Here is a 20,896-nt window from a genome sequence, read left to right as displayed (position 1 = left end):
TCACGACGCGTCCTCGGTGGCGTCCACCGGGCGGACTTCGGCGCGCTCGCCGCACCCGGCGCGCAGGCCGGGCGGCACGAGCAGGGGGTCTCCGTGCGGCCTGGTCGCGTGCTCGGGGCAGGTCGGCAGGCACGCGCCGCGGCCCTGGCAGCGGTCGGTGACGGCGACCAGGGTGACACGTCCGGGGACGATCACGCCCATCGGTAGCCCCGGGGCGTGACGAAGCGCCCGGCGACGTCCCGGGACCGGCTGGACCCGACCAGGACGACCGTGAACATGTCCACGTCGGCGGGGTCGAGCGCGGCGAGCGTGGTCAGCGTCGCGGTCTGGTCGCGGCGGGTGGCGTTCCGGACGAATCCGACCGGTGTCTCCGGCGGACGGTGCTCGGCGAGGATCTTCAGGACGGCGGCCAGCTGCCAATCGCGCGCGCGTGAGCGCGGGTTGTAGAAGCAGACCGTGAAGTCGCCCTCGGCGGCGGCCCGGACGCGTCGCTCGATGACCTCCCACGGGGTGTGCAGGTCGGAGAGCGAGATGTAGGCGTGGTCGTGGCCGAGGGGCGCGCCGAGCAGGTTGGACGCGGCGAGAGCGGCGGTGACGCCCGGGACGCCGTCCACGTCGACGCGGGCGTCGGCGAACTCCAGGGCGGGGCTCGCCATGGCGTAGACGCCCGCGTCGCCGGAGCCGATCAGCGCCACGGCGTTGCCGCGCGCGGCCTCCTCGACGGCGGCGCGAGCGCGTTCCTCCTCCTGGCCGAGGCCGTTCTCCACGACGCGGGTGCCTGGACGGATCAGGTCGCGGATCTGGTCGACGTACTGGTCGAGGCCGACGATCACGGCCGCGTGGCGCAGGGCCTCCTCGGCGCGCGGGGTGAGCAGGTCGCGGGCGCCCGGGCCGAGGCCGACGATGCTGAGCCGTCCGCGCGGGGTGAGGCGGGCGACGGCGCAGGTCGCGTCGGCGGTCTCGCGCTCGGCCGCGACCAGCTCTCCGGCGCGTCCGAGGGTCTGGGCGGCGTGCAGCGCGGACGCCTCGGCGACCGACGGCGTCCCGACCTCGGCCCGGACGACGGCGGACGGGTCCGGCACGGCGACGTCGGACGGGTCCGGCAGGTCGACGTCGGCGAGGGCCTCGGCCGGGTAGGTGACGACGTCCCAGCCGCGCTCGCGGGCGGCGGAGAGGATGCCCTGTTCGTCCGCCTTGAGGTCGATCGTGGCGACGCAGCGGACGGACTCGGGGGCCAGCCCGGCCTCGGCGAGGGTCCGGTCGATCAGCTCGCCGACCTCGGCGGACGAGACGCCGCGCGCCGAGCCGATCCCGACGACCAGGGACGGCGGCCGGTACACCAGGCGGTTGCCGAACCAGCCCTCGTGGCACATGCAGGTGAGGTCGGCCTCGTCGCTGATCAGGATGCCGGTCGTGGCGCCGGCGGCGTCCTTGGAGACGTTGGGCGGAAGGGCGGGGAGCGGCCAGGGGTCGGCGCCCTCGATCAGCACCGGCTCGCCGGACAGGACGGCCGCGCCGACGTGCGCGAGCAGCTCGGGGTTGTGGATCGTGAAGCCGAGGTCGCGGCCGTAGGAGTCGAGCGCGCAGACGTCGGCGCCGTCGCCGGCCGTGGTGATCACCGGCTGCGTGCCGAGGACGCCGGTCAGCCGCCTGGCCAGCATGTTCGCGCCGTGGTGGCCGCCGAGGACGGCGACGGCGAAGCGCATCGACTCGTCCACGCAGACGACGGGCGGGTCCTCGGTCCTGTGGTCGAGCAGGGGCGCGAGGACGCGGACGGTCGCGCCGACGGCGAGGAAGGAGACGACGGCGTCGCAGGTCCGCCACGCCTCGCGCAGGGCGTCCGCCGGCTTCTCCTCCGCCGGCACCCGGACCTCGCCGGGCCAGGCGGCGGCGAGGGAGGCGGCGGCGGTGCGACCGCTCGCGGTGGCCGCGATGACCCCGATCACAAGGCGTCTCCAGGCAGGTCGGTGACGGGCCGCCGGTGTGGCGGCTCGGGCGGGCGGACGGTCGTCGGGTTCCGCTCGCCCCAGACAACGAAGACGGGGTTCGCGGCGGCGAGCCTGTGCGCGTCGCCGGGCAGCGGCGACAGGCGGTTCGCCTGGAGTTGGACGGCCTCGACCGTGAAACCCTCCGCGTGCAACGCGTCCATGGACGGCTGGACGCGTTCGAGTTCGGTGAGCGTGACGACGACGGAGCGCAGTGCCCGTTCCGCGCACGCGCGCACGACCTCGGGGCCTCCCCCGCCCACGAACACGGCGTCCGGTTCTGGCAGGTGCCTGAGGACGTCGGGGGCCACTCCGCGCGAGACCGCGACCTTCACCTCGTGCGCGCGCACGTTGGCGCGGATGCGTTCACAGGACGCCTCGTCCTTGTCGACGGCGACGACGGCCGCGCCGAAGCGGGCGCACTCGATCGCCACGGAACCGCTGCCCGCGCCCACGTCCCACACCATGTCACCCACGCGCGGCCCCAGCTTGGCCAGGGCGAACGCGCGGACTTCGGCCTTGGTGACGAGGGAGTCGCGGTGGGCGAAGGCGTCTTCGGGGAGGGCCCAGACGGCGGGTCCGGGCCGTCCGCCCGCGAGCCAGCCCTCCGCGCCGACCGCGCGGCTCGTGTCCAGGACGAGGACGACGTCCGGGTCGCGCCATGGACGGGTCGACGCCTCAGCCGGACGGACGTACACGACCCGTTCGTCCGGTTCGCCGAGGTTCTCGCAGACGACGAACGTGCGCGGGGTCTGGGGGAAGAGTTCGCGCGCCAGCTCCGCGGGCCCGGCACCGGGCCCGGTCAGGACCGCGACCTTCGGATGCGCCCGGCACGCGTTCACCACCCGCCGCAGCTCGCCCCCCTGCACGAAGGTCCCGCGGTCGGAGGTCCCGCGGTCGGAGGTCCCGCGGTCGGAGGTCCCGTGGGCGGAGGCTCCCTGGGCGGAGGTTTCGTGGGCGGAGCTTCTCTGCGCGGGGGTTTGCTGCGCGGGGGTTTGCTGCGCGGGGGCTTGCTGCGCGGGGGTTTGCTGCGCGGGGGTTTGCTGCGCGGAGGATCCGTGGGCGGAGGCGCCCTGCCCGGAGGTGCCCTGCGCGGGGGTTCCCTGCCCGGAGGCGCCCTGCCCGGAGGCGCCCTGCGTGGAGACGCCCTGCGTGGAGACGCCCTGCGTGGAGACGCCCTGCGTGGAGACGCCCTGCGTGGAGACGCCGTGGGTGGAGACGATGAGGGCGTCGTCCCAGGGGAGGCCCGCGCGTGCGAAGGCCTGGGCGACCAAGGACAGGGCCGGCAGGACGCGCGGCTCGTGCCCGTGCTCGCGTAGCGCGCGCACAATGCCGAAGAAGCCTGGATCGCCGCTGGCCAGGACGACGACGTCACCGGACGCGTCGTCCACGGCGTCCAGGGCGGCGGGGACGTTGCCCATGACGACCGTCGGCACGTCCGGGGGGAGGTCGACGGCGGCCAGGTGCCGGGTGCCGCCGACGACCAGCGCGGCGGACGCCAGCAGGCCGGGGAGGGAGGGCGAGGGTGGGCCGCCGTCCAGGCCGACGACGGTGATCATCGGGTTCTCGCCATCCGGCCGAACATCCCGACCATCTTCTCCCCGGTGAAGTCGACCAGGACGACCTGCGCCGCGATCGGGCTCGCCTCCGTGCCGGCCTGCTCGGCGGCGAAGCGTTCCAGAACGTCCGCGACGCGCCGGCACAGTTCACGGCCGCACGGCCCGAGCACCCCGGCGGCCTCCCACAGTTCGTAGGCGTGCCGTCCGGTGTCGGCGACGGCGACCCGGGCGGCGAGTTCCTCGTCGCCGGTCATGTCGCGGGTGAGGTCGCCGAGCAGCGCGGTGTCGGCCTTCGAGCGGGTGCGGTGGGTCACCGGGATCCCGGCGGCGAGCTTGGTGAGCCTGCCCGCCATCCCGACGAAGACCAGCTGCTTGACGCCGTGTTCCACGGCCCGCCGGATCGCCGCGCCGGTGAAGTCGCCGACCTCCACGAAGCACACCTCGGGCAGCTTGGGCAGCATCTTCATCGCGCCCTTCTCGGTGCGTCCGCCCGTGCACAGGACGAGCGTCGACTCGCCCTGCGCGGACATGACCGAGACGGCCTGCTCGACGCTCGCGCGCCACGACGCCGTGGAGAACGGGCGGACGATGCCGGTCGTCCCGAGGGTCGAGATGCCGTCGAGGGCGCCGAGCCGCTCGTCGGTCGTCTCGCGCGCCGTCCGCTCGCCGCCGGAGACGGAGATGACCACGCGGACGCCGCGTCCGGTGGCCGGGTCGGCGCACTCCTCCGGCCCCGGGGCCTCGTCGAAGACCGCGTCGTGCAGGGCCTCGGCGACCGCCTGGGTGATCAACGAGCGCGGCACGGGCTCGGCCGCCGGGCCGCCGCCCCCCAGGTCGGGGCCGGGCTCCAGGCCGGGGCCGGGCTCGGTGACGCCCCCGCCGACCTCGGCGACACCCCCGACGCCCTCGACGCCGTCCAGGACGAACCGGGCCCCGACGCCGCCGTCCAGGACGAACTGGGTCCCTGCGCCCTCGCCGCCGTCCAGGTCGAGGCCTGGCTCGTCCCGCCAGGTCACGTCGGCGGTGATGTGCGTGATGTCGGGGGCGTCGCCCGCGTCCTGGATGACGACCGCTCGCGCGCGTCCGCGTTCGCCGTCCGTGGCGGTCTCCTCGATCTTGAAGGTGGCACGGTTCCCGGACGGCAGGGCGATCTCCACGTAGCCGGGCAGTTCCTCGCCGCGCAGCAGCAGCGTGGCGGCCTTGGCGGCAGCCGTCGCGCAGGATCCGGTGGTCCAGCCGGTGCGCAGCGCCTTCTGCCGGACCTTCGTCGCGGAGGGAAGGTCCGGTTCGCGCAGTTCACGATCGTCAGTCATCGGATGTTCCTCGTCGGCGGTCGGGGTCAGGACGACCGTCGAGCCTCTCGGAGAGAACGGCGCGCGGCGGACTCGGCACGCCGGAAACCGTGGAAGTGGCCGGGGTGGTCCGGGTGCGAACGCGTTCCACCCGCGGCCAAAGCGGGACCGGTCCCCACGAACAGGACCCGTCCGGTGGCCGGGGGTTCCGCCGGCACCGGACCGGTCGTCGCGGGTGCGATGATCAAAGCCCGCCTTCTCGGCCGGTCCGGCCGCCCGGAACGATCAGGGTGGAGAGATAGGGCACGGGACCGTCGATCCCGGCGGCGGGCCCCACGTCCTCGCCGGGCAGGCCGAGCCGGGTCCCGTAGACGGCGTCGTCGAGCCGTCCGGCGTCCTTGAGGGCCTCCACGACCTCGGACGCCTTGGAGCCGAACTTGTAGGCCACGACGGTGTCGCCGGACGCGAGGGCCTCTTGGAACGTGCCCGTCCCCGCGGTCAGAGGGACGAGCGCCACCGACTCGGTCCCCTCGGCCAGGACCGTTCCGGAGCGGGCGGCGAGGTCCTGCATCGCGGTGATGCCGGGGACGGTCTCGACCACGATGTCCGGTCGTCCGGCCCGGACGTCCCGCGCGAGGTGGGTGAAGGACGAGTACACGTTCGGGTCGCCGACCGTGGCGAACACGACCGTCCGCGCGCCCTTGTCGAACGCGTCCAGCACGCGCGCGGCGGCCTCGTCCCAGGCAGCGGCGCGCTCCTCGGTGGCGCCGTCCCGGTCGTTGAGCGCGAACACGACGCGCACGGCCTTCGCCGTGTACTCCCGGACGACCGACTCGGCGCGGCCGGGCTCGTCCGGGGTGAGGACGGGGACGAGCACGACGTCGGCCTCCTGCAGCAGCCGGACGGCCTTGGCCGTAGCCAGTTCGGGGTCGCCCGGCCCGACGCCGACGCCGACCAGCCGGAGCGGCCCGTCCGCCGGAGTGTCGGTGGCGAGGCGGGAGAACATGACGAGGTCCTGGTGCCTGCCGGCGCCGCGCTGGACGCCCTCGCGCCGGAACCCGGCCTTCTCCGCGACCCGCATCGAGGCGACGTTGTCCTTGAGCGTCCGCAGCTCGACCCGGTGCAGGCCGCAGTCGCTCAGGGCCCAGTCGCAGGCCAGCCGGAGCGCCTCGGTGGCGTGCCCGCGCCCGCGCGTGCTCTGGCGCAGCGCGTACCCGACCTCGCAGGAGTCGTGGAGCGAGTCCACCCGGAACATGCCGAAGAACCCGATCAGCGTGTCGGTCTCGCGGTCGGTGATCGCCAGGTGCACCGACACGCCGTGCCGCTGCCCGTTCGGCACCGACACCGTCAGCCAGTGCGCGAGCGCCTCGGCGTCCTGCACGCCGTGCAGGGTCTGCGGAAGGATCTCCGGCTCGGTCCGGACGATGTCGACCAGCGCCTCGGCGTCGTCCAGGGTGAGCTGCCGGATGATCGTGCGGCCGGTCTCGAGCCTGACGGGACGTCGGAACACACTCTCGTTCATAGGGGGGCGGCCTCCACAAGACGGCGGGCGGAATCGGGCGATCCAGCCCAGTGAAGATGCAGGTAGGAGGCAACGCAACCAGACTGGACGAATCCGGCCTGACTGTCCCTTTTCCACTGCCATGCCGCGGTCGCACCATGGAGCGGGTCGGTCGCGGTGCGATGGAACTCGTGCCCGTGGAAACGCTCGCCCGCGCGCGCGATGACCGAGTCGGACACGGCGACGGCCGCCCGGTAGCCGAGCGTGAGTGTCGAGGTCATCGTCGCCTTCACACCGTGCAGGACGCCGCACATCGGCTTGCCGTCCAGTTCGTCCGCGAGGTAGAGGAGCCCGGCGCACTCGGCGTAGAGCGGGCCGGTGAAGGTGGCGATCTCCTTGCGGAGCGGTTCGTTGGCCGACAGGTCCGCCGCGTACTCCTCGGGGAAGCCGCCGCCGATGACGACGGCGCGCGTCCCGTCCGGCAACCGCTCGTCGCGGAGCGGGTCGAACCGGACGACCTCCGCACCGGCCGCCGCGAGCAGTTCCTCGTTCTCGGCGTATCCGAACGTGAACGCCGCTCCCCCGGCCACCGCGACGCGCGTGCGCGCGGGCTCGTCGAATGGCGGGGACCACGACTCTTCGTGCAGGTCAGGGGCCGAACGGGCGAGTACCATGAGCGCGTCCAGGTCGCAGTGCGCCGCGACCAGTTCGCCCAGCCGCCGGACGGTCTCGACCGCCTCCGCGCGCCGCTCCGCCGCCGGGATGAGCCCAAGGTGCCTGGACGGTTCGACGATGTCGTCCGTGCTCGGCAGCGCGCCCAACACCGGGACGCCCGTCTCCTCGATCGCGTCCCGGCACAGCGCGGCATGCGCCTCCGACCCGACCCGGTTGAGGATGACCCCGCCGAAGCGAACGTCACCGAACGACCGGAAACCGTGCACGATCGCGGCGACCGAGCGGCTCGCCACCGACGCGTCCACGACCAGGACGACCGGAGCGTCGATCAGCGTCGCGACGTGCGCGGTCGATGCGAAGTCGCCGCCGGACGAGCCGCCCGGACCGGCCTGCGCCGCGCCGTCGAACAGCCCCATGACGCCCTCGACGACCGCCACGTCCGCGCCGCGCGCGCCGTGCAGCAGCAGCGGCGTGACCAGCGCCTCCGAGGTCAGCCACGGATCGAGGTTGCGGCCAGGCCGTCCGGTCGCGAGACCGTGGTAGCCGGGGTCGATGTAGTCCGGGCCGACCTTGTGCGGCGACACGGCGAGACCGCGCGCGGTGAGCGCGGCCATCAGGCCTGTCGCGACGGTCGTCTTACCGCTCCCGGACGCGGGCGCGGCCACGACGAGCCGAGGAAGCGCTACCACTCAGTACCCTTCCGTCCCCTTTTGTTCCCGTTCCGTGGGCTGCTCGACCTTACTCACCTCGGTCACCGGGTCGGCGGCGGCCAGGTGGCACTTGAGCCGACGCGCCACGTCGCGGACTTCACGAACTGGAAGACGCCGATCAGCCGGCCCAGGTTCCGTGCACGCACCGCGAGCCCGGCGCGTCCACAAGGAAAGGGGACGAGGCCCCCTCCCGCTCGTCGCGGAAGGGCTCACGCAGGTTTCGGGCGCGACGAGCGGGCCGGGACGGATCGTCAGCCTCGGCTTGTACTGGGCGGCGGTACGGGTTTCTTGTACGCGGGGGACTTCGAGCGGGCGCGCCGACATCTGACATTGGCGGGCGCGGCGTTCCCTGGTGGCTCGGCGAAGGCGATGTGCCGGCACCTGGGTCCGAAGCCGCGCCACATCCGCTGGGCGGCCCGCTGGTCAGGGAGCGGCGGCTCAGAGGGGGACGGCGAACCAGACGGCCTTGCCGGGCGACGGGGAGCCGAGGCGGGAGGTGGTGCGGAGCATGCCCCAGCGGCCCTCGGAGAGCTCGTGGACGATCGACAGGCCGCGTCCGCAGTCGCCGGACGTCCAGGAGTAGGTCGGCAGGTCGCAGGGGAGGCGGTCGAAGATGGCGCACCGGACCTCGTGCCCGTGGCCGGGCGGGCCGTCGGCGAGGTACAGCCAGAGCTCGTGCGGGGCGTGGTCGCCCGCGTGCTGGTAGGCGTTGGTCGCGAGCTCGCTGACCATGAGCTGGGCGTCGGAGATCTCCGAACGGCCCACGCCGAGGTCGGCGAGGGCCTCGCGCAGGACGGCCCGGGCGTAGCCGGGACAGGCGGGGCCGCCGGGCAGCGCCCACGCGCGGCTCCGGCTCGCGCCCCCGGCGCCGGTGGCGCGGGCGGGCGCGGGGCGCGGCGCCACGGCCAGGCGGGCGGACTTGTCGTCCACGGCGTCTCCGGCGATGTCTGGAGAGGTGGTCACGGGGTTCCCTCCCTGGGCGCGGACGGCGGGCGCGAGGACCGGCCGCGACCCTCACGGTGAGTATCTGGTCACGCAACTCTGGTTACGCAACGACACCGAACGGTCACGGTTCTCAGAATCGCGTGAGATTCTCAGTACCGCAACACCGTTGGGCAGATTGCTCTGCCGGGAGAGATTCCTCTACCTGCTTCGTCATTCCCGTTGTGGAAGGTGGGGGCGAACGGCGAGACTCCCCGCCATGAGCTACCGGCCCACCGTCCGCGGCCGCCGCCTGGCGCGTGAGCTGCGGACGCTCCGTGAGAAGCGCGGCCTCACTTTGCAGGAGGTCGCCGACCGCCTGAGCATGTCGCGGGCCACCGTGTCCCGGCTCGAGACGGCCCAGACCAGGCCGAAGGCCGAGGACATCGAGCGTTTCCTGGACCTGTACGGGGTGCCGAGTCCCGAGCGGGACGCGTTGTCCAACCTGGCGAACGCGGCGCAGCGCCGCGGCTGGTGGACGGCCTACTCCGACGTGTTCACCGGCAGCTATGTCGCGATGGAGCACGAGGCGTCGCTGATCCGCACCTGGGACCCGCAGCTCGTCCACGGGCTGCTCCAGACCGAGGACTACGCGCGGGCCGTCATCACGGCCGGCCGCATGCTGCCCAACCCCGAGGACGTCGAGCGGCGGCTCGCCGCGCGCCGCACCCGGCAGGCGCTGCTGGAGCAGCCGGAGGCGCCGCGCGTGCACATGGTCGTGGACGAGGCGGTGCTGCGCCGTCCGATCGGGGGGCCGGAGGTGATGGCGGAGCAGATGCGGCATCTGGCCCGGCTGGCCGAGCGCGACCGGATCACCGTCCAGATCCTCCCGTTCACCGTGCGTGAGCATGCCGGACTCGACGGCCGCTTCACAATCCTGTCGTTTCCGGACCCCCAGGACCCCGATATCGCCTACGTGGAGGGCACGATGGGCGACGTTTACGTTGAAAGCATCGCGGAAATAGCCAGTCACGGGGAACGCTTCCAGCGGATCGCCGAGGCGGCCCTCCCTCCGGAGGAGTCAGCGCGCCTCGTCGCCGACTCAGCAAGGAGAGCTTCGTGAACCCATGCCCCGCAGACGCGTTCGACGACCCGATCGAACGCCGGCTCGACCGCTCGCCCGACCGCTCACTCGCCCGCGAACTCGACACCGTGCTGTGGACGAAGTCGTCCCACAGCGGCAGCGGCGACCAGTGCGTCGAGGTCGCCGCACTGTCCGGCGCGCGCCGGGCGGTGCGCGACTCCAAGGACCCGCGCGGCCCCGCGCTGCTGTTCGGGTCCGCCGAATGGCGCACGATGCTCGACCGCGTCGCGCGCCTCTGACCAGCACGTCCCCCTGATCGTCGCGCGTTCCCCGTTTCCTTGCCTTACCTGAACGTCATGCAAGCCCTGATCGTCGTGCGCCCCTGATCCCTCGTCGTCCGCCGACGCCCGCGGCCTCCGGCCTCCGGCGTCCCGACCCTCAAGGCTCCGAACCTCGTCCCCGACTCCCGGCGGCGCCGCTCCGCGCGCGGCCCGCCGGCCCTTCCGAGTAAAGTAGAACGTGTTCTAGCATCGCGGTGTCCCCCTACGGAAGGTGCCACCGTGACCGCTGACGGCCTGAAGCTCGGTGTCAACGTCGGCTACTGGCAACGCGACCCGGACGACCAGACCGAGACGGTGCTCGCCGCCGAACGGCTCGGGTACCACGCGGTCTTCACCGCCGAGGCGTACGGATCCGACGCGTTCACCCCGCTGGCCTGGTACGCCGCCCGCACGTCCCGGATCAAGCTCGGCACCGCCGTCGCGCAGATGTCCGCGCGCACCCCCGCCGCGACCGCCATGCACGCCCTCACCCTGGACGCGCTGTCCGGCGGACGGATGATCCTCGGCATCGGGGCGTCCGGCCCGCAGGTCGTGGAGGGCTGGTACGGCGTCCCGTTCCCGAGGCCGCTCGCGCGCACGCGCGAGTATCTGGACGTCATGCGGCAGGTGTGGCGGCGGGAGGAGCCCGTCACCAACGACGGCCCCCACTACCCGCTCCCCTATCCGGGCGGGACGGGCCTGGGCAAGCCACTGAAGTCGATCGTGCATCCGGTGCGTGCGGAGATCCCGGTGTACCTCGGCGCGGAGGGGCCGAAGAACATCGCGCTCGCCGCCGCGCACACGCAGGGCTGGCTGCCGCTGTTCGTGGACCCGGCGCAGATCGACGCGCTGTTCGGGGAGTCGCTGGCGGGTCGTCCGGCGGACTTCGAGATCGCCGCGACCGTCACCACGATCGTCACCGACGACCTGGCGTCCGCCCTCGCGTTCGCCAAGATCCCGCTCGCGTTCTACATCGGCGGGATGGGCGCGAAGGACCGCAACTTCCACCTCGACCTGATCGGACGCCTCGGGTACGCCGAGCAGGCCGCGCGCGTGCAGGAGCTGTTCCTCGCCGGACGGCGCGACGAGGCGGTCCGGGCCGTCCCGGACGAGCTGGCCGACTCGATCTCGCTCCTCGGCCCGATCGGGCGGATCAGGGAGCGGCTCGAGCTGTGGCGGGACAGCCCGGTCACGACGCTGCTCATCGCGGGCGTCCGGGACGAGCCGACGCTGCGCGCCGTCCGCGACCTCGTCCTCGGGTGACCTGGGCGTCCTCGGGTGACCTGGGCGTGCGAGGGTGACCTGGGCGACGCGCCCGGGGTGAGGTTGGCCACAGCGGGAAATGCCCGGCGGGTGAAGGATGCTTCCCAGACATCACGTCTTCGCATCACCCCATGTGTCACCCGACCTCGCCGAGGAAGAAGGACAGGAAATGGCCACGCAGGCGGACGCCGCGAAACTGCTGGTCCGCACCCTGGAGGCCGAGGGCGTCGAGTACGTCTTCGGCATCCCGGGCGAGGAGAACATCCACTTCGTCCAGGCCCTGGACGACTCGTCCATCCGCTACGTCCTGGTCCGCCACGAGCAGGGCGCGGCGTTCATGGCGGAGATCTACGGGCGGCTGACCGGCAAGGCCGGGGTCGCGTCCGCGACGCTCGGGCCGGGCGCGATCAACCTCCAGCTCGGCGTCGCCGACGCGCAGACCAACTCGACCCCGGTCGTGGCGATCTCCGCGCAGGTCGGGCTGGACCGCATCTACAAGGAGTCGCACCAGATCGTCGACCTGGTGTCGCTGTTCCGGCCGATCACCAAGTGGTCCGAGCTGGTGCCGACGCCCGAGGCGCTGCCGGAGGTCGTCCGCAAGGCGTTCAAGACCGCGCAGACCGAGCGTCCGGGCGCGGTGTACCTGGCGATCCCGGAGGACGTGGAGTCCGCGTCGGTCTCGGTCGACCTCAAGCCGCTGCCGGTCAACGTCGTCCAGCCGCAGGAGCCGTCGGCGTCGCAGGTCGCGCGGGCCGCGGACGTGCTGGCCATGGCGAAGCAGCCGGTCGTCCTCGCCGGGCACGGCGCGACGCGCGCGCACGCGAGCGAGGCGCTCGTCCACTTCTCGGAGAAGCTCGGGCTGCCGGTCGCGACGACGTTCAACGGCAAGGGCGTCTTCCCCGACGACCACCGCAACGCGCTCGGCGCGGTCGGGTTCATGCGGCACGACTACGTCAACTTCGGCTTCGACGAGGCGGACGTGCTGATCGCGGTCGGCTACGAACTGCAGGAGTTCGACCCGGTCAAGGTCAACCCGAACGCCGACAAGAAGATCATCCACATCCACGCGATGCCCGCCGAGGTGGACGACCACTACCCGGTCGAGGTCGGCATCCAGGGCGACATCTCGCGCTCGCTGCGCGCGCTCGGCGACGCCGTGCACCGCCGCTGGGACGTGAACGGGACCGGCCGCCGGATCCGCGAGCTGATGCGCGACGAGCTGGCCGAGGGCCGCACCGAGGACGGCTTCCCGCTGTCCCCGCGCCGCATCGTCGCCGACGTCCGCGAGGCGATGGGCCGCGAGGACATCGTGCTGGCCGACACCGGCGCGGTGAAGATGTGGATGGCCCGGATGTACCCGACCTACGAGCCGAACACGCTGCTGGTGTCGAACGGGCTGTCGTCCATGGGCTTCTCGGTGCCGGGCGCGCTCGCCGCCAAGCTCGCGCATCCCGACCGCAGGGTGCTCGCCGCCACCGGCGACGGCGCGTTCCTGATGAACTCGCAGGAGCTGGAGACCGCCGTCCGCGAGAACATCCCGATCACCGTCCTCATCTGGGAGGACGACGCATACGGGCTGATCGAGTGGAAGATGGACCTGGAGATGGGGCGCAGCTCGAACATCAAGTTCGGCAACCCCGACTTCGTCGCCTACGCGGAGAGCTTCGGCGCGCACGGGTACCGCGTGAACTCGGCGGACGAGCTGCTCCCGACGCTGCGCAAGGCGCTCGCCGAGGACGGCGTCTCGGTCGTGACCGTCCCGGTCGACTACTCGCACAACATGCAGCTCACCGACAAGCTCGGCGAGCTGACCGACCCGTTCTGACCGACCTGTTCTGGCGGATCCGTTCTGGCGGATCCGCATCGCCCGACCGGCCCGGTGGCGGGCCGGTCGGGGTTCGGTCGGGTTCGGGTCAGGCGCGGCAGAGGATCTCGCCGTGCTGGACGGTGAAGACGCCGTCCGGCGCGGCGGTCCACTCCTGCCAGCCCTGGTGGATGCGTTCCAGGTCGTCGCGGGTGGCGAAGCCCTTTTCGACGGCCGTGTCCGCGACGTTCGAGTGGAGCATGCGTCCGCCCCACGTTCCGGACCACCACTCGCGTTCCTCCGGTGTGGCGAAGGCCCATACCGTCGAGGTGAACGTGATGTCGGTGAAGCCCGCTTCGCGTGCCCAGGAGACGAGGCGGCGTCCGCCGTCCGGCTCGCCGCCGTTGCTGCGCGCGACCTTGTAGTAGATGGGCAGCCAGTCGGCCATGGCGGGCGGCTCCGGATACCAGGTGAAGCCGCCGAAGTCGGCCTCGCGCGAGGCCACGATGCCGCCCGGCTTGCACACGCGCCGCATCTCCGAGAGCGCCCGGACGGGGTCGGCGATGTGCTGGAGCACCTGGTGCGCGTGGACGATGTCGAACGCGTCGTCCGGGAAGGCCAGATCGTGGACGTCGGCCACCGCGAACTCGATGTTGTCAAGTCCACGTCCGGCCGCGTGCGCCCGCGCCTGCTCGAGGACGGCCTCGGCGGCGTCCACGGCGACGACCCGTCCGGGGGCGAGGCGTTCGGCGAACTCGGCGCTGATCGTCCCGGGACCGCATCCGACGTCCAGGAGCGTGAGGCCCTCGCGCAGGTGTCCGGCCAGGTAGGCGGCACTGTTCTCGATGGTGCGCCAGGTGTGGGAGCTGAGGACGGTCGGGTGGTGGCCGTGGGTGTAGACGGTCATCCGGATCACCTCTCGTGGGGTCGGCCGGTTCTGCGCTGTGCCACGAGCCTGCCAGGTTTCTCATCAATTGAGAAACACGTCTCAGGTAATGAGATCCCAGAAACCTAACGTTTGCTGATAAAACTGCCGAACGCGATCATCTTTCACTACCGTGACGTTCGCGACTGAAGGGGCGAACGTGCGCAAGAAGACCGAACGCAAACTTGCCGTGGGCGCGGTGGCCGTCGTCGCCGCCGTGCCGACCGCTCTCGTGCTGGTCCCGTGGAACGGGTCCGGCGGGCAGCAGCCCGCCGCCGGGACCGCACCCCTGGGCGCGCAGGCCGCCGCGTCCGACCCGAAACCGGTCAAGCAGACTCCGCCTCCGCCGTCCCCGGCGCAGGGCAAGGTCTCTCCGCTGCCCTCCATGCAGCCGACCACGAGCGCGCCCTCCCCGACCAAGGTGCCGTCCAGCCCGCCGAGCACGCCGCCCGCCGGTGGCGGCGGCCTGAAGGGCTGGCACGCAGCCGGCGACGGCGCGGTGGTCACCGCCGCCAAGTGGGCGGGCAAGAACCAGGTCGACCTGAGCGTGAAGTCCCCCGCCCTGGGCGCGACCCGCACCGTCCGGGTGCTGGTGCCGCAGGGCTGGAAGGCCAAGACCACGCAGACCTGGCCGACGCTGTACGCCCTGCACGGCGGCAACGACACCTACGTCTCCTGGACGCGCAGCACCGACATCGCGACGGTCGCCCGCCAGTGGAACGTGATGGTCGTGATGCCCGAGGGCGCGAACGGCTCCTACACCGACTGGTACAACGGCGGACGCGGCGGAAACCCGCGCTGGGAGACCTTCCACACCAGCGAGGTGCGCGAGCTCGTCGAGCGCAACCTGCACGCCGGGACGACGCGGGCCGTCATGGGCATCTCGTCCGGGGGGCAGGGCGCGCTCACCTACGCGGCGCGGCATCCCGGGATGTTCAGGTACGCGGCGTCCTACAGCGGTGTGCTGTCGATGCTGTCGCCCGGCATCCCGGCGCTGCTGCTGTACATCAACATGCGGTCCGGCGTGAACCCGTTCGACATCTGGGGCGACCCGATCACGGCGCGCGCGAACTGGACCGCACACGACCCGGCCTCTCTGGTGAAGAAGCTGCGCGGGACGAAGCTGTTCGTGTCGTCCGGCAACGGCACGCCGGGCGTGTTCGACAAGCCGGGCGGCAGCCCCATCGACATCGGCTTCCTCAGCGAGACCCAGGTCCTGCGCACCACCGGCGACTTCGTCACGGCGGCCAAGGCCGCCGGCGTTCCGGTGACGGCGGATTTCTACGGCCCGGGCTCGCACCACTGGGCGTACTGGAAGGTCGAGATGCACAAGACCTGGCCCGAGATCATGGCGAGCATCGGCGCCAAGAAGCTCTAGCGAGCCGGGCGGCTCGTTTCAGGCGGGTTGGAGCGTGTGTTGGAAGGTGTCGCGGTACGGCTGTGGCGCGACACCGACCACCTTGCGGAAGTGCGGGCGTAGCGCGACCCCGTTGGCGAAACCGACCTGCCGGGCGATCGAGTCGATCGGCAGGTCGGTGCCTTCCAGGAGCCGCTGCGCGTGCAGGACGCGCTGGGCGAGCAGCCACTGCAAGGGTGAGGTGCCCGTCGCCTCACGGAACCGGCGGTCGAAACTGCGCCTGCTCATGTGCGCGCGTTGGGCGAGCGCGTCGACGTCCAGGGACGGGTCGTGCAGGTTCCGGACGGCGTGTTCCAGGACGGGCGCCAGCGGGTCGTCCATGCCGGGCTGCGGGATCGGATGCTCGATGTACTGCGCCTGACCGCCCGACCGCTGCGGCGGGACGACCATCCGCCGCGCGATCGACGCCGCCGTCTGCGCCCCCGCCTCCCGCCGGACGAGGTGGAGGCACGCGTCGATCCCGGCGGCCGTGCCCGCCGAGGTGACGATCGACCCCTCGTCCACGTACAGGACGGCCGGGTCGACGTGGACCTTCGGATAGCGCTCGGCGAGCGCGGGCGCGTACCGCCAGTGCGTGGTCGCGCGGAGCCCGTCGAGCAGCCCGGCCGCGGCCAGGACGAACGCGCCGCGGCACAGGCCGACGACGGTCGCGCCGTCCGCGTGCGCGGCGCGTAGGGCGTCGAGGGCGTCTTCTGGGGGCTCCTCTTCGCCGAAGCGCCAGCTCGGGACGACGACGAGGCCCGCGTCGTCCAGCGCGTCCAGGCCGGTGGGCGCGTGCAGGACGAGGCCCGCCTCCATCCGGATCGGGCCGGGCTCGGCGGCGACGGCGCGCACCTCGAACGGCGTCCTGCCGCGGGGATCGCTGCCGAAGACGCTGAGCGGCACGCTCGTCTCGAACATCGGGACGCGGTCGAACAGGAGCACCACGACGCTCCGGGGATCACGCATGGCTGGAATCTATCGCACGGTGGCTTTCTCGCCACTCACCTCCGGGCCCGTCCGCGCAGCATGATCAGTGGCATGACGATCACCATCACGGCCCTCGGCGGCCCCACCTCCCTGCTCGAGATCGGCGGCCTGCGGCTGCTCACCGACCCGGCCTTCGACGAGCCGCGCGACTACATCCTCCCCGGCAACCGCAAGGTGACCAAGACCGGCCCGACGGCCCTCACCACCGACGAGGTCGGCCGGATCGACGCCGTCCTGCTGTCGCACGAGCAGCACCCCGACAACCTGGACGTGTCGGGCCGCGAATTCCTGTCCCGCGTGCCGCTCGTCCTGACCAACGCGTCCAGCGCCGAGCGCGTGCCCGGCTCGACGGCGCTCGGCCTCTGGGAGCACCACGACATCGCCCGTCCGGACGGCGGGACGCTGCGGGTCACCCGCGTCCCGGCGCTACACGGCCCGGAGGGCGCGGAGGCCTTCACCGGGGAGGTCGCGGGGTTCGTGCTGACCGCCGACGACCTCCCGACGGTCTACGTGAGCGGTGACAACGCGTCGCTGGACATCGTCCGCGAGATCAAGGAGCGGTTCCCCGTCATCGACGTCGCGCTGCTGTTCGCGGGCGCGGCCCGGACGATCCTGATGGACGGCGCGCTGCTGACCCTGGACAGCGCGGGCGCGGCCGAGGCCGCGCGGATCCTCGACGCGCGCCACGCCGTCCCGCTGCACTTCGAGGGCTGGGCCCACTTCACCGAGGGCGGCGACCTGCTCACCAAGGCGTTCGCCGACGCCGGCCTCACCGACCGGCTGACCCTGCTCACCCTGGGCAAGTCCGCCACGCTGTGACCCGCGTCGAGGCCCCGGGGCGAAGCGGCGGGGCGGTGCTCGAACGGGGCGGGGCACGGTGCCCAGGCGGGGGCGGGGCGCCGTGCTCAGGCGGAGCGGGGCGCCGTGCTCAGGCGACGGCCAGCCCCTCGGCGTGTCCGAGGGACGGCCGGACGCCCCGCATCATCGTGACGACCCGGGCGTCCAGCGGCCTGTGGTCGTGGACGTCCAGCGGTCCGTTGTCATAGGCGTTCAGCGGTCTGCTGTCATGGGCGTTCAGCGGTTCGTCGGGGTAGGCGTTGAGCGGGAGGCGGGTCAGCTCGCTGAGCCACGGCTCGACGATCGTCCGCTCCGCCGGGCCGGTCAGGCTGGCCCGGGAAAGGTGCTGGGAAAACCCGTTCGCGTACTCCACACCGACTCCTTCACATGCCACCGCCGAACCATCGGTCCGGGGTGTTCCCCCATGTCACAAGGCAACTCTAGGAACCGCCTACGACATTCCCGGGGGGCCAGCGAAAGGTGTCGGAGCCGTTAGTCCGGGCGCGGTGTGGGGTCGGTGGTCACCGCCCGGAGCAGGGGACGGCTCAGGGCGCTCGCGGCGAGGATGCCGCCGAACCCGAGGATCACGAAGCCCACCAGGGTGAGGGCGCCCGAGATCCCGAAGCCCGCGGCGAACGGCGCGGCGAAGAACAGTCCGGTCATGAGGGAGCCGCCGCCCATGACCAGGAGGGGGATCAGGGTCTCCAGGCGGCGAGCCTTGTCGAGGACGTCGAGCGGGGTGCCCGCCAGGCGCAGCATGGCGTAGGTCTGGCGGCGGTCCAGGACCGCGGACGCGCCGGTGATGCCCGCGCTGGTGATGGCGATGAGGAACGAGACGCCGAGGACGGTCAGCGCCCCGGTGCGCAGGTCGGCCAGGAGGTTGCCGGACGCGAGGGCGCCCTCCGCCGGGGTGGTGGCGGTGTGGCCGGGGACGAGGCCGGTCAGGGCCGTCCGGGCGCGGTCGACGTTCACGCGGCCGCCGTCGACGGTGGCCTGGAGGATCGTGGAGTCCGCTTGGCCCTGCCCGGGTTCCCGCGGTCCCGCGTCCTTGCGGGGTTCGATGGTGACCTTGGCCGGGAGGCCGTGCAGGCGGTCGCGGGCGCCGGACGCGAGGCTCTCGGCGGACGCGGCGGGCACGGAGATCTCCAGGCGGTTCGCCGAGTCGTGCCGGAGCATGCCGGACGACGGGTTCAGCAGGGCGAGGAATCCCGCGACGAAGCCGGTGAGGGCGATGCCCGCGACCGTGCGCCAGGCCGAGCGCGGGTCGTCCACGAGGCGGCGCCCGGCGAGCAGGCGGGCGGGGCCGCGGGCGGTCCCGGCGGCGATCCGGCCGATGAGCGCGACGATCCAGGGGCCGACCAGGTTGATGCCGAGGAAGGCCAGGGCCAGGAAGACCAGCAGGATCACCAGGCCGGCCCGGCCGAGGGACGTCAGGCTCCCGGCCAGCGCCCCGAAGGCGATGACGATGGCGAGGAAGATCAGCGGACGGACGGCGCGCAGCGCGGGCGGCGTCTCGCGGCGGGCCACGCCGAGCGGGCTGACCACGACGCGGCGCAGGCCGACGACGGCGCTGATCCCGACCAGGACGGGCACGGCGAGCAGGACGAGCGGCGTCCAGATACCGGGCCACAGGTCGGAGGCGTACCAGGAGCCGCCCGCGATGCTGATCCGGGTGAGGGCGGGCAGCGCGGCGCCGAACAGGGCCGTCCCGACGAGGGCTCCGGCGGCGGCGGTGAGCACGGCCTCCGCGGTGGTGATCGCGACGACCTGCCCGGGCGTCGCGCCGACCAGCCGGAGCGCGGCGAGCCGCTGGTCGCGGCGGGCGACGGTGAGCCGGGCGGCGGCCCCGCCGAAGACCAGCAGCGGGACGATCATGAGCACGGACGCGATGGCGGCGAGCACCTGGTACAGGAACGCGGTGGAGGAGTCCGAGCTCGTCGCGAAGCGGTCGATGCGGGTCGGCGACGCGACGTCGTCGATGGCCGTCTTGTCCGAGCGGGCGGCCGTCATCGACGGGTCGGACGCGGCACGTCCGACGACGGCGATGAGCTCACCCGGGTGGGCGACCGCGGCGCGGCCGAGCGTCCCCGTGGGCGTGTGGGCCGGGAAGCGCTGGGAGAGCTGGTCGGCGGGCAGGCTCCGCATGAGGTCGCCGAGCGCCGGGGACGTCCAGACCTCGCCGGGCTTCGGGAAGTGCCGCATGCCGGGCGGGACGGGCGCGTCCGCGGACAACGCGGCCAGCTCGACCACCTTGACGGGCTTTCCGCGCACGTAGTCGGTGGTCAGCGCCTCGATCGCGGTCGGCGTGCCGTGCGCCTTGCCGGGATGCCGCCACGCGTCGGCGGTGGTCCGTGCGGCGAACGCGTGGTTCGCGCCGACCGCGAACAGCAGCAGTCCGGTCGAGACGGCCACGGCGGCGAGGGTGAGGAGGGAACCGAGCAGTCCCCGGCGTCCGCCGCCGCGCAGCAGCCGCCAGGAGAGGTCGAGCGTCGTGCGCATCACACGGCTCCGTGAGACGAGGACGGGAACGGCGGCTGGGACGCGGGCGCGGACTGAGGCGCGGACATGGGCTGTGGCGCGGGCGTGGGATGCGACGGGGACGAGGGTTGGGGCGGGTACGGCGGCTGGGACGGCGTGAGGAGGCGGCCGTCGCGGACTTCGACGGTGCGGTCGCACCAGGCGGCGACGCCGGGGTCGTGGGTGACGACGACGAGGGACGCGCCGTTGTGCCGGGTGGCCTCGACGAGCAGGCGCATCGTGTCGTGGCCGGTGGCCTGGTCGAGGGCGCCGGTCGGCTCGTCCGCGAAGACCACGGCGGGCTCGGTCACCAGGGCGCGGGCGATCGCGACGCGTTGCGCCTGCCCGCCGGAGAGCTCGCCGGGACGGCGGCCCTCCATCCCCGCCAGGCCGAGCGGCCCGAACCAGGCGCGGGCGGCCCGCACCGCCTCGTGGCGTCCGGTGCCGCCGAGCATCAGCGGCAGCGCGACGTTCTCGTCCGCGGGCAGTTCTGGGAGGAGCTGCCCGAACTGGAACACGAACCCGAAGCGGGTCCGGCGCAGGGCGCTGCGGCGGCGCTCGCCGAGGTCGTCGATCCGGTCGCCGAGCAGCCGCACCTCGCCCTGGTCCGGGCGCATGATCCCGGCCAGGCAGTGCAGCAGGGTCGACTTGCCGGACCCGGACGGACCCATGATCGCGACGGCCTCGGCGCGGCCGACCGCGAGGTCGACGCCGCCGAGCGCGACGGTCGGGCCGAACGCCTTGGCCAGTCCGGTCCCGCTCAGGACAGGCGGGGTGGGGGTGTTCACGCGGCGGCCTTCCGGTCGGTGTGGGAGGTGTGGGCGGTGTGGGAGGTGTGGGCGGTGTGGGTGGCGCGGTCGGCGCGGCCGGAGGGGAGGGCGATCAGGTCCGCGTCCCCGTCCGGGCCGCGCGGGCGGTCGTGGCGGAGCGAGAACGAGTCGCGCATCTCCTTGGCGGGCATGATCAGCCCGCCGTAGACGACGAAGGTGACGAACGCGACAGCGAGCGGGATGTAGAGGAAGGCGAAGCCGTTGAGGTCCATGCCCCCATGGTTCGCGAACGCCCTGGTCCGGCACATCGGACACAGGTTCGGTCCTCGGCGGGCGGCCATCGGCCG

At 73.0% G+C, this 20,896-nt stretch carries 19 protein-coding genes; 6 read left to right on the top strand and 13 right to left on the bottom strand.

Annotated features, from left to right (window positions below):
- The 7 genes from AB0L06_RS28570 to AB0L06_RS28540 form a co-directional block, all read right to left on the bottom strand.
- Window positions 1-201 carry a 4Fe-4S ferredoxin gene (locus AB0L06_RS28570; RefSeq protein ID WP_500234198.1) on the bottom strand — a complete coding sequence of 67 codons (201 nt, stop codon included), beginning with the start codon at window positions 199-201 and terminating at the stop codon, window positions 1-3.
- Window positions 192-1,946, bottom strand: a complete 1,755-nt coding sequence (gene cobJ / locus AB0L06_RS28565) for a precorrin-3B C(17)-methyltransferase (protein ID WP_500234197.1) — start codon at window positions 1,944-1,946, stop codon at window positions 192-194. Before cobJ ends, AB0L06_RS28570 begins: the two co-directional genes overlap by 10 nt.
- Window positions 1,943-3,544, bottom strand: a complete 1,602-nt coding sequence (cbiT, locus tag AB0L06_RS28560; protein ID WP_500234196.1) for a precorrin-6Y C5,15-methyltransferase (decarboxylating) subunit CbiT — start codon at window positions 3,542-3,544, stop codon at window positions 1,943-1,945. The genes cobJ and cbiT overlap by 4 nt, the downstream gene beginning before the upstream one ends.
- Entirely contained in the window at window positions 3,541-4,857 is a 1,317-nt protein-coding gene (gene cbiD, locus AB0L06_RS28555) for a cobalt-precorrin-5B (C(1))-methyltransferase CbiD (protein WP_500234195.1), read from the bottom strand. Before cbiD ends, cbiT begins: the two co-directional genes overlap by 4 nt.
- Before the next feature lie 223 nt (window positions 4,858-5,080).
- Window positions 5,081-6,358, bottom strand: a complete 1,278-nt coding sequence (cobI, locus tag AB0L06_RS28550; protein ID WP_500234194.1) for a precorrin-2 C(20)-methyltransferase — start codon at window positions 6,356-6,358, stop codon at window positions 5,081-5,083.
- Window positions 6,355-7,701: a cobyrinic acid a,c-diamide synthase CobB gene (locus tag AB0L06_RS28545; protein ID WP_500234193.1), complete on the bottom strand. Its 1,347-nt coding sequence runs from the start codon at window positions 7,699-7,701 to the stop codon at window positions 6,355-6,357. The genes cobI and AB0L06_RS28545 overlap by 4 nt, the downstream gene beginning before the upstream one ends.
- A 459-nt stretch (window positions 7,702-8,160) precedes the next feature.
- Complete coding sequence (locus AB0L06_RS28540; protein ID WP_500234192.1) at window positions 8,161-8,685, bottom strand: ATP-binding protein; 525 nt, start codon at window positions 8,683-8,685, stop codon at window positions 8,161-8,163.
- 238 nt (window positions 8,686-8,923) lie between these two features.
- On the opposite strand from AB0L06_RS28540, the gene AB0L06_RS28535 reads away from it, so the two are divergent.
- The 4 genes from AB0L06_RS28535 to AB0L06_RS28520 all read left to right on the top strand — a co-directional run bounded on the left by AB0L06_RS28535 (window position 8,924) and on the right by AB0L06_RS28520 (window position 13,135).
- Window positions 8,924-9,766, top strand: a complete 843-nt coding sequence (locus AB0L06_RS28535; protein ID WP_500234191.1) for a helix-turn-helix domain-containing protein — start codon at window positions 8,924-8,926, stop codon at window positions 9,764-9,766.
- Window positions 9,763-10,026 (top strand): DUF397 domain-containing protein, encoded by a 264-nt coding sequence (locus tag AB0L06_RS28530; RefSeq protein WP_500234190.1) that lies wholly within the window; start codon window positions 9,763-9,765, stop codon window positions 10,024-10,026. Before AB0L06_RS28535 ends, AB0L06_RS28530 begins: the two co-directional genes overlap by 4 nt.
- A 261-nt stretch (window positions 10,027-10,287) precedes the next feature.
- Window positions 10,288-11,310 carry an LLM class F420-dependent oxidoreductase gene (locus tag AB0L06_RS28525; protein WP_500234189.1) on the top strand — a complete coding sequence of 341 codons (1,023 nt, stop codon included), beginning with the start codon at window positions 10,288-10,290 and terminating at the stop codon, window positions 11,308-11,310.
- 169 nt (window positions 11,311-11,479) lie between these two features.
- Window positions 11,480-13,135 carry an acetolactate synthase large subunit gene (locus AB0L06_RS28520; RefSeq protein WP_500234188.1) on the top strand — a complete coding sequence of 552 codons (1,656 nt, stop codon included), beginning with the start codon at window positions 11,480-11,482 and terminating at the stop codon, window positions 13,133-13,135.
- An 88-nt stretch (window positions 13,136-13,223) separates the two neighbouring features.
- On the opposite strand, the gene AB0L06_RS28515 is transcribed toward AB0L06_RS28520, so the two are convergent.
- Entirely contained in the window at window positions 13,224-14,021 is a 798-nt protein-coding gene (locus AB0L06_RS28515; protein ID WP_500234187.1) for a methyltransferase domain-containing protein, read from the bottom strand.
- A gap of 178 nt (window positions 14,022-14,199) precedes the next feature.
- On the opposite strand from AB0L06_RS28515, the gene AB0L06_RS28510 reads away from it, so the two are divergent.
- Window positions 14,200-15,417 (top strand): alpha/beta hydrolase, encoded by a 1,218-nt coding sequence (locus tag AB0L06_RS28510; protein ID WP_500234186.1) that lies wholly within the window; start codon window positions 14,200-14,202, stop codon window positions 15,415-15,417.
- A gap of 18 nt (window positions 15,418-15,435) precedes the next feature.
- Here the strand turns inward: AB0L06_RS28510 and AB0L06_RS28505 are convergent, their stop codons facing one another.
- Window positions 15,436-16,404, bottom strand: a complete 969-nt coding sequence (locus tag AB0L06_RS28505) for a helix-turn-helix domain-containing protein (RefSeq protein ID WP_500234185.1) — start codon at window positions 16,402-16,404, stop codon at window positions 15,436-15,438.
- Between the two features lie 72 nt (window positions 16,405-16,476).
- On the opposite strand from AB0L06_RS28505, the gene AB0L06_RS28500 reads away from it, so the two are divergent.
- On the top strand, window positions 16,477-17,244 hold the full coding sequence (locus AB0L06_RS28500) for an MBL fold metallo-hydrolase (RefSeq protein ID WP_500234184.1): 768 nt from the start codon (window positions 16,477-16,479) through the stop codon (window positions 17,242-17,244).
- A 109-nt stretch (window positions 17,245-17,353) separates the two neighbouring features.
- On the opposite strand, the gene AB0L06_RS28495 is transcribed toward AB0L06_RS28500, so the two are convergent.
- The 4 genes from AB0L06_RS28495 to AB0L06_RS28480 all read right to left on the bottom strand — a co-directional run bounded on the left by AB0L06_RS28495 (window position 17,354) and on the right by AB0L06_RS28480 (window position 20,821).
- Window positions 17,354-17,635 (bottom strand): hypothetical protein, encoded by a 282-nt coding sequence (locus tag AB0L06_RS28495; RefSeq protein ID WP_500234183.1) that lies wholly within the window; start codon window positions 17,633-17,635, stop codon window positions 17,354-17,356.
- Between the two features lie 119 nt (window positions 17,636-17,754).
- Entirely contained in the window at window positions 17,755-19,761 is a 2,007-nt protein-coding gene (locus tag AB0L06_RS28490; protein ID WP_500234182.1) for an FtsX-like permease family protein, read from the bottom strand.
- Window positions 19,761-20,567: an ABC transporter ATP-binding protein gene (locus AB0L06_RS28485; protein WP_500234181.1), complete on the bottom strand. Its 807-nt coding sequence runs from the start codon at window positions 20,565-20,567 to the stop codon at window positions 19,761-19,763. The genes AB0L06_RS28490 and AB0L06_RS28485 overlap by 1 nt, the downstream gene beginning before the upstream one ends.
- Complete coding sequence (locus AB0L06_RS28480; protein WP_500234180.1) at window positions 20,564-20,821, bottom strand: hypothetical protein; 258 nt, start codon at window positions 20,819-20,821, stop codon at window positions 20,564-20,566. Before AB0L06_RS28480 ends, AB0L06_RS28485 begins: the two co-directional genes overlap by 4 nt.
- Window positions 20,822-20,896: the final 75 nt, after the last annotated feature.

The organism is Spirillospora sp. NPDC052269 (genome assembly GCF_040679435.1).
Taxonomy (GTDB): Bacteria; Actinomycetota; Actinomycetes; order Streptosporangiales; family Streptosporangiaceae; genus Spirillospora.
This window is presented reverse-complemented; position numbering and strand designations above follow the sequence as displayed.

Excerpts from the sequence above, each read along its gene's own strand:
- AB0L06_RS28570 (WP_500234198.1), bottom strand. The coding sequence starts at position 201 with ATGGGCGTGATCGTCCCCGGACGTGTCACCCTGGTCGCCGTCACCGAC.
- cbiT (WP_500234196.1), bottom strand. The coding sequence starts at position 3,544 with ATGATCACCGTCGTCGGCCTGGACGGCGGCCCACCCTCGCCCTCCCTC.
- cbiD (WP_500234195.1), bottom strand. The coding sequence starts at position 4,857 with ATGACTGACGATCGTGAACTGCGCGAACCGGACCTTCCCTCCGCGACG.
- cobI (WP_500234194.1), bottom strand. The coding sequence starts at position 6,358 with ATGAACGAGAGTGTGTTCCGACGTCCCGTCAGGCTCGAGACCGGCCGC.
- AB0L06_RS28535 (WP_500234191.1), top strand. The coding sequence starts at position 8,924 with ATGAGCTACCGGCCCACCGTCCGCGGCCGCCGCCTGGCGCGTGAGCTG.
- AB0L06_RS28520 (WP_500234188.1), top strand. The coding sequence starts at position 11,480 with ATGGCCACGCAGGCGGACGCCGCGAAACTGCTGGTCCGCACCCTGGAG.
- AB0L06_RS28515 (WP_500234187.1), bottom strand. The coding sequence starts at position 14,021 with ATGACCGTCTACACCCACGGCCACCACCCGACCGTCCTCAGCTCCCAC.
- AB0L06_RS28505 (WP_500234185.1), bottom strand. The coding sequence starts at position 16,404 with ATGCGTGATCCCCGGAGCGTCGTGGTGCTCCTGTTCGACCGCGTCCCG.
- AB0L06_RS28500 (WP_500234184.1), top strand. The coding sequence starts at position 16,477 with ATGACGATCACCATCACGGCCCTCGGCGGCCCCACCTCCCTGCTCGAG.
- AB0L06_RS28490 (WP_500234182.1), bottom strand. The coding sequence starts at position 19,761 with ATGCGCACGACGCTCGACCTCTCCTGGCGGCTGCTGCGCGGCGGCGGA.
- AB0L06_RS28480 (WP_500234180.1), bottom strand. The coding sequence starts at position 20,821 with ATGGACCTCAACGGCTTCGCCTTCCTCTACATCCCGCTCGCTGTCGCG.